Origin of the sequence: Moorena sp. SIO3H5 (genome assembly GCF_010692395.1) — a bacterium.
Taxonomy (GTDB): Bacteria; Cyanobacteriota; Cyanobacteriia; order Cyanobacteriales; family Coleofasciculaceae; genus Moorena.
The window spans coordinates 19,911-27,369 of record NZ_JAAHHS010000064.1 but is presented as its reverse complement, the minus strand read 5'-3'; the positions used below and the strand labels follow the sequence as shown (position 1 = coordinate 27,369).

General features: G+C 46.3%; 6 protein-coding genes. 4 read left to right on the top strand and 2 right to left on the bottom strand.

Translation table 11 applies throughout. The annotated features are described in order from the left end of the window. Positions 1-729: PEP-CTERM sorting domain-containing protein (locus F6K52_RS10070; RefSeq protein WP_293076961.1), on the top strand; the 729-nt coding region annotated here is incomplete at its 5' end. Positions 730-868: 139 nt separating this feature from the next. Here the strand turns inward: F6K52_RS10070 and F6K52_RS10065 are convergent. After that, the gene (locus F6K52_RS10065; RefSeq protein ID WP_293076959.1) at positions 869-1,072 is read right to left on the bottom strand and encodes a hypothetical protein; all 204 of its coding nucleotides are present in this window, start codon (positions 1,070-1,072) and stop codon (positions 869-871) included. 119 nt (positions 1,073-1,191) lie between these two features. On the opposite strand from F6K52_RS10065, the gene F6K52_RS10060 reads away from it, so the two are divergent. Further along, positions 1,192-2,133, top strand: a complete 942-nt coding sequence (locus F6K52_RS10060; protein WP_293076957.1) for an NAD(P)-dependent alcohol dehydrogenase — start codon at positions 1,192-1,194, stop codon at positions 2,131-2,133. Here the strand turns inward: F6K52_RS10060 and F6K52_RS10055 are convergent. After that, positions 2,123-2,260: a hypothetical protein gene (locus F6K52_RS10055; RefSeq protein WP_293076955.1), complete on the bottom strand. Its 138-nt coding sequence runs from the start codon at positions 2,258-2,260 to the stop codon at positions 2,123-2,125. The two genes, F6K52_RS10060 and F6K52_RS10055, sit on opposite strands and share 11 nt — an antisense overlap. 121 nt (positions 2,261-2,381) lie before the next feature. On the opposite strand from F6K52_RS10055, the gene F6K52_RS10050 reads away from it, so the two are divergent. Both F6K52_RS10050 and F6K52_RS10045 read left to right on the top strand, forming a co-directional pair. Continuing rightward, complete coding sequence (locus F6K52_RS10050) at positions 2,382-4,004, top strand: efflux RND transporter periplasmic adaptor subunit (protein WP_293076953.1); 1,623 nt, start codon at positions 2,382-2,384, stop codon at positions 4,002-4,004. Positions 4,005-4,015: 11 nt separating this feature from the next. Continuing rightward, positions 4,016-7,129, top strand: a complete 3,114-nt coding sequence (locus F6K52_RS10045; protein ID WP_293076951.1) for an efflux RND transporter permease subunit — start codon at positions 4,016-4,018, stop codon at positions 7,127-7,129. Positions 7,130-7,459 lie beyond the last annotated feature (330 nt).

Here is a 7,459-nt window from a genome sequence, read left to right as displayed (position 1 = left end):
CCAGGTAACATTGCTCCCTATTACACTACTGGAAGGCAGGCAAGTCCTGAAGAGCCTGACAGTGGTTCTACCCGGTCAGCTAGTTTGAATGATGTCACCGGCTTTTCTAACTTTTTTGGCTACCTAAGTGATAATAATATATCACTTAGTAGTATTGGCTTAGGTTATGGTCAAAAAAGCGACCGTGATTTTAGGACTACCTGGAACTTAGGTGAAGATCAGCTTGGTCAAGATTGGTTTGCTAGTCCAGACTCAAATCTTGAGGAACGAATTTATCGGGCAAATCCAGATGATGTCGAAATTTTTATATCTTATGAAGATACTAAGATACTTGATTTCGGGTACACGGATTTTTACAGTATTCTCGACTATGGTGATACCGTAGCAATTACTGATGATTTTGATGTCATTTTGAGTGACCCATTTACAGTAGATATAGTGGAAGGATTAGACCCCTTTAGTGCTGGTTTAGCACAAGCGTTTTTACTAGATATTGCTGAAGCTGGCGGTGGGGTTCAGGTCGTTTCTGAACAACCGGAAGTTGAAGAAGCTCCTTTAATGTTCGGAAACGGATTCGGTGTTTTAAGTTTTCCCTTCCCATTCACCCTCAGGGGGGTTGCTATTGCTACAGTACCTGAACCTTCTTCTGTCATCGGTATATTTATGTTGGGAGCTTTAGGTGCAGTAGCTCGGAGCACAAAACAGAAAAAGGGTAAGTCATTAAATTAGATGTAAGCAATTAGCTATCAGCTATCAGTTATCAGTTATCAGTTATCAGTTATCAGCTTATGTGCTACGCACACGCGTGCGCGTTCAGCTATCAGCTAAAGGCCTTTGGCCACGCTACGCGAACAGCTTATGGGCTACTTCACAGGCTAGAAGCCTGTGCCACGCACGCTACTTGAGGTGCTTTTGAATAAGCGATGCAGCGCCGCCAAAGGGGGTTTCCCCCATGAGCGACTGCATCAAGACAACAGGTAAGCATTAGTTTAATCTGAGTTACCTTAGCTGACCACTGACCGCTGACCACTGACTGCTGACCGCTGACTGCTGAGTGCTTACAAACAACCAAAAGCTTTAGTTTATAAATGTCATCAGCAATATCACAAACGATGTGCAAATCATCATGTTGATTGCTGGTGACTTCTTTTATTTATTAACTTTATTTATTAACAGTAATAGGTGATGCTAATGAAAGCTGTGATTAGTAATGGCTATGGCTCTACTGACCTCTTAGAGTATACCTCAGTGGAGCAACCTACACCGAAAAGTAATCAATTATTAATTAAAGTTAATGCTACCAGCATCAACCCTATCGATTGGAAAATTCGGAAAGGTTACCTGAAAATATTCACAGGCAATAAATTCCCGATGCTATTGGGATTTGATGTGGCTGGAGAGGTGGTAGAAGTAGGTGACTCAGTTACAAGTTTCCAAGCAGGTGATCAGATCTATGCCCGCCTGGATTCTTTCCCAGGAGGAGCTTATGCGGAGTATGCCGTAGTTTCGGAATCGGCTGCTTGTCTGAAACCCAATACTATGACCTATACTCAAGCTGCTGCTGTACCCCTAGCTGCTCTGACTGCTCTACAAGCATTGCGAGACCTCGGTAAGATTCAACCAGGACATGATGTACTGATCAATGGTGCTTCCGGAGGAGTGGGTACGTTTGCAGTGCAAATTGCTAAAGCACTCTCAGCTCAGGTAACCGCTGTGTGCAGTACCAAGAATATTGATTTGGTCAAATCCCTCGGATGCTTTCGCATTATCGATTACACAAGCCAAGACTTTACCCAAGATAGCGCTAAGTACGACATTATTTTCGATGCAGTAGCCAAAAACTCTTTTGCTCAATGCAAAAAGCTTTTGAAACCCCATGGGATTTACATCACTACGTTACCCACTCCTAGCAGCATTGTGCAAAGTTTACTAACTCTAGTTTTGCCTGGTAAAAAAGTAAAACTGATTACAGTCAGATCGAGTGGTAAGGATTTAGCATATCTCAAAGAACTCATAGAAGCCGATAAAATTCGGTCAGTTATTCAGGAAACCTATCCTTTATCCGACATAGCTAAAGCTCACTCCATCAGCGAACAGGGACACGTAGCTGGCAAATTGGTGATTACTGTTTAAGAAAGGGAGCAGGGAGCAGGGAGCAGGGAATCGGGAATCGGGAATCGGGAATCGGGAATCGGGAATCGGAAACTGCATAAATAGTCAACCTAAGAGTGATAAGTAATACAGATAGGCAAGTACACATTTAATTAGCATCGTGTAAGCGATCGCTTTCTACTCCCTACTCCCTACTCCCTACTCTCTACTCCCTACTCCCTACTCCCTACTCCCTACTCCCTGTTCCCTTTGCTATAACTTTTCTAAAAATGCTTGATACAAAGAATGGTAAAAAACCTCCTACTAATGAAGAAGTAAGCGTTTTCCAAAGCCTACCGGCTGAAACCCTAATACAACGCCCAAAACACCATAAATTTCCCTTAGTGTGGGGTGGCACAATACTTCTGTTACTCTCAAGTTTCCTAATTTTTATCACTAGCCAGTCTGGTCGTAACTCACTCATAGATGTCCCAAACTCTCCAAGCAACCAGTCTGGTACAGCACTAAATACTAACGAACCTCCTATAGAAATCCTTCCTGTTGAAACTCAGCCTATCCAGCTGGTAGACTCACGGCAAAGTTCGCGGACTTACACTGGCGAGATTGTTGCCCGCCGTAGTAGTGACCTGGGATTTGAACGTTCTGGTAAAGTTATCCAAATCAATGTTGATCAAGGACAGCGGGTTAAAGCTGGCACCCTTTTAGCCAGGCTAGGCACCAGTGGCCTAGAAGCCTCCCGCAGTGAATTACTTGCCCAGCGAGCTCAAGCGGTAGCTGAACTCAAGGAAATGCAAGCTGGTTCTCGCCCGGAAACTATTGCGGCTGCGCGAGCTAACCTAGCTCAAGCTGTGGCTGAGCTCAAGGAAAGACAAGCTGGGCCTAGAGCGGAAACCATTGCTGCTGCTCGGGCTAATGTCACAGAACTGGACAAACAACTGGAACTGTCTCGCAAGAAACAAAATCGACGACAATCCCTGTACAGCGAGGGAGCAATTTCGAGGGAGCAACTTGACGAAGCAATTACTGAAGTCAGCGCCCAAAAGGCTCGCCTTGACCAAGCACAAAGCCAACTCAATGAGTTATTAGCTGGAACTCGTCCGGAACGGATTGAAGCCCAAAAAGCTCGGGTTGACCAAGCTCAAAAGCAGCTAGATGAGTTACTGGCTGGAACTCGTCCAGAACGGATTGAAGCCCAAAAAGCTCGGGTTGACCAACTGGATGCTAGCTTAGGGAAGCTCAAACTTGATATTAAAAAAACTACTCTCAAAGCTCCTTTCTCTGGAACTATTTCTAGGCGTTGGGTTGATGAAGGAACAGTCGTCTCTACTGCTGGCTCTCAACCGATTTTTAGCATTGTGGAAGATGGAGCTGTTGAAGCTAATATCGGTATTCCTGTCTCAGCTGCTTCCCAACTCCAACTCGGTAGCACTTTGCCGTTAAAAATTGGACAGAAAACCTATACCTCCCAAGTTTCATCAATTCTGCCCGAACTAGACTCTGACACTCGCACTGTAACCGTTGTGCTGAAGCTAGATCCCGCAGCAGCTAGAACAGTTGCTCCAGGACAGTTAGCCCAGTTAGAACTCGCTCAATCCATTGCCACCTCTGGTTATTGGTTGCCAACTACAGCCCTAGTACCAGGAGTTCGGGGTTTATGGTCGTGCTACGTCTTGGGTGAAGCAGTGCCATTGAAATCCCCTATTGCTCAGGGTAAAACCACTTTCCGGGTGGAACGAACTGATGTGGAAATTCTGTATCAAGAAGACGATCCTTCCGGCACCCATGGCCAACGGGTATTAGTGCGAGGAACTCTCCAGCCCGGTGACCAGGTGATTATTAGCGGTATGCATCGCATTGTTCCTGGTCAATTCGTCCGTCCTATTAAACAGTGAGGGGTGTCAGTATGTCTAATTTATTTTATCGCAATCTCCAATTACTAATTTTAACTATCTGCTTAATTGTGGTGTGGGGACTTTCGTCTTTCTTTAGTCTTCCTCGCCTAGAAGATCCAGAATTAACTCAGCGCAATGCTTTTATTACAACCGTTTTTCCTGGAGCCAGTGCAGAACGGGTGGAATTCCTGGTCACAGACAAAATCGAGCAAGAATTATTTGAAATTAAAGCAATCGACACCATTCAATCCACCTCTCGCTTGGGTTTTTCTACTGTTTCAATACAGCTGAAGGAGCAGGTGAAAAATGTTGACCAGATTTGGTCACGGGTGCGAGATAAAATCACTGATATCGCGCCACAGTTACCAGCGGGAGCAAGTACCCCAAAATTCGAGGACTCACAACCAAAAGCCAATGCAATGATTGTGGCTCTGACCTGGGAACAGGACAGTCCCACTAACTATGCCATTCTGCGCCGTTGGAGTCAGGAACTAGAGGATAGACTGCGTTTCGTCCAGGGAACTGAGAAAGTTGAGCTCTTCGGTACTCCACAGGAAGAAATTGTGGTGGAAATCAATCCTGAGCAACTGAGTTCCTTGGGTATAACGGCACAAGAGCTTTCTCAGCAAATCTTGAGGAGTGATGCTAAAGTCGCTGCTGGTCAACTGCGGGGTAGCAATAACAATCTCTTATTTGAGGTCAACGGTGAACTCGATTCCCTTGAGCGCATCAGCAGCATTCCCATTAGCTTTGGCAATCGCAGCCAGTTTACTCGTTTAGGAGATATTGCTCAAGTTAAAAAGGGAATTGTTGAGCCAGCGTCAGAGCTTGCCCTAATCAATGGTCGTCATGCGATCGCAATTGCAGCCATGGTAGAGTCTAACCAACGGCTCGACGAGTGGGCAAAGGCAGCTCACCGAACCTTAGCAGAATTCGAGACACAATTACCACGGGGTATTGGCTTAGACATTATCTTTAACCAAAACCGTTACGTTGAAGCACGACTTAACCAAGTTATCAGCAACCTGGTCTTGGGGGCGGTGCTGGTGGTAGGAGTAACCCTGTTGATCATGGGCTGGAAATCGGCTTTGATTGTGGGCTCAGCTCTACCCCTGTCAGTGTTGATCGTGTTCGGAGCTATGAAAATCCAAGGAATTCCCCTACACCAGATGTCAGTGACTGGCATAATCATCGCCTTGGGTTTGTTGATTGATAACGCTATTATTGTTGTTGACGAAGTACAGAGCCACCTCAGAGAAGGAATCGCTCCCCACAGAGCAGTTACCAAGACAATCCACCACATAGCAATACCGTTACTAGCATCTACCCTAACCAGTGTGCTCGCTTTCCTACCCATTGCCTTAGCCCCTGGTGGTACTGGAGAGTTTACTGGTACTATTGGTGTCACGGTAATTTTGGCACTGTTAAGCTCTCTTGCTCTCTCCTTAACGGTAATCCCAGCCTTGGTAGGAAAACTACACCGCTGGGGGAACGCACCAGTGATAGGAAGCTGGTGGCAAACTGGTTTTTCTCATCCCCGTCTGACCCAAACCTATGGTTGGGTTCTGGATAAAATCTTCGCACGACCAGTGATAGGGGTAGTGCTAACCCTGATTCTGCCGATTAGTGGCTTCTTAGTTGCTCCCAATCTAGAGCAACAGTTCTTTCCCCCCACAGACCGGGAACAGTTCTACATCGAATTCGAGCTACCAACCCAAACGTCTCTAGAGCAGACTCAAACTAATGTCGTCAAAGCACGGGAACTGATCCGCAACCACCCCGAAGTGGTAGATGTGCATTGGTTTATGGGTAAGAGTGCTCCTCAGTTTTACTACAACGTCATTGCAAATCGAGAAAATTCAGCCAATTATGCCCAAGCTTTGGTACAACTACAACCAGACGTAGTATCCCGTCCATTAATCCAAAGTTTGCAGAGTGAACTGAATCAGGCATTTCCCGCAGCCCAAGTCCTGGTGCGACAAATCGAACAAGGACCTCCCTTTGCTGCTCCCATTGAACTACGGCTTTACGGTCCACAGCTCCATCGCTTGCGGGAATTAGGTAACCAGATCCGTGCAGAACTAGCTCAAGTTCCTGACGTGATTCACACCCGAGCTGACTTAACCGAAGGGCTACCTAAATTAGCCTTAACCATTGACGAAGAGCAAGCCCGACTGGCAGGAATTGACAAAACTGAGATTGCTCAGCAACTCGACACCAGCTTAGAAGGTGCTGTGGGAGGCTCAGTGTTGGAGGTTACGGAAGAACTCCCGGTGCGTGTGCGTTTGTCAAATCCCAACCGGTCTAACCTAAATCAGATTGCTTCCCTCAACTTGCTCCCAAACAACAACACTGGTGATAATCGTGAGCGTATTCCCCTCTCTGCTTTAGGGGATATTAAACTTATCCCCGATTTAGCCACTATTTCCCGACGCAATGGACAACGGGTGAATACAGTACAGGGATTCATCACCGCTGGGGTGCTGCCTGCTACAGTTCTCGACAATTTCAAACAGCGCTTGAGTACCTTGGAGCTACCTCCAGGCTATTCCTACGACTTTGGAGGTGAAGCGGACGAACGTAGCAGTGCGGTGAGCAATCTAGTCTCTACCCTTGGGGTATTAATGATTCTGATGGCTGCTACCTTAATACTAACCTTCGGTTCCTTTAGACTAGCAGGGATTATTGGCCTAATTGCCGTGTTTTCAGTCGGTTTAGCCCTAGGTTCCCTGTGGTTATTCGGTTATCCCTTCGGATTCACCGCTATCCTGGGCACTATCGGTTTATTAGGAGTAGTGGTCAATGACTCTATTGTAGTACTAACTGCTCTCCATCAAAACCCCCTTGTTCGTGAGGGAAATCGACAAGCAACACGAGAAGTGGTGATTCATTCCACTCGCCATGTCATCGCCACCACCATCACCACCATGATTGGCTTCAGTCCCCTGCTCTTGGAGAAGAGTGGTTTCTGGCCTCCACTGGCCATAGTTATCATTGGCGGCTTAGGTGGCGCGACCCTGATGGCACTCTCCTTTGTCCCCTGTGCCTATTTACTGCTCAAGCGCAGAAAACCCAAAAGGGCTTACACAAGTCGCCCCCTGCTTAAGGCTCAAACCTTTAACTGATATATAGCAATTCTACGACTGGTGAGGTACACAATTTATAGATTTTAGGGAACAGGGAACAGGGAACAGGGAACAGGGAACAGGTAATATATAAGAAGGAATAGCGATGCGCTGCATTAAAACAGGGAATCCAAGTCAAAGAATACTGTACCTCATGAGTACTATAAACGCTATAGCACTACGCATTCAGATGTTTGACATTGTCTTGATGCAATAGCGAGTGGGGGGAACCCCCAAGACCGCGCTGCATCGCTGGTAAACTCCGAAACTCATTAGACCTCTTGCAAAAGTATTTTTCTGATAGTGTTTACCTCAATTCTTGTCCACTTT

Coding starts and splice junctions, on each gene's coding strand:
- F6K52_RS10045 (WP_293076951.1), top strand. CDS start 4,016: ATGTCTAATTTATTTTATCGCAATCTCCAATTACTAATTTTAACTATC.
- F6K52_RS10050 (WP_293076953.1), top strand. CDS start 2,382: ATGCTTGATACAAAGAATGGTAAAAAACCTCCTACTAATGAAGAAGTA.
- F6K52_RS10055 (WP_293076955.1), bottom strand. CDS start 2,260: ATGTGTACTTGCCTATCTGTATTACTTATCACTCTTAGGTTGACTATT.
- F6K52_RS10060 (WP_293076957.1), top strand. CDS start 1,192: ATGAAAGCTGTGATTAGTAATGGCTATGGCTCTACTGACCTCTTAGAG.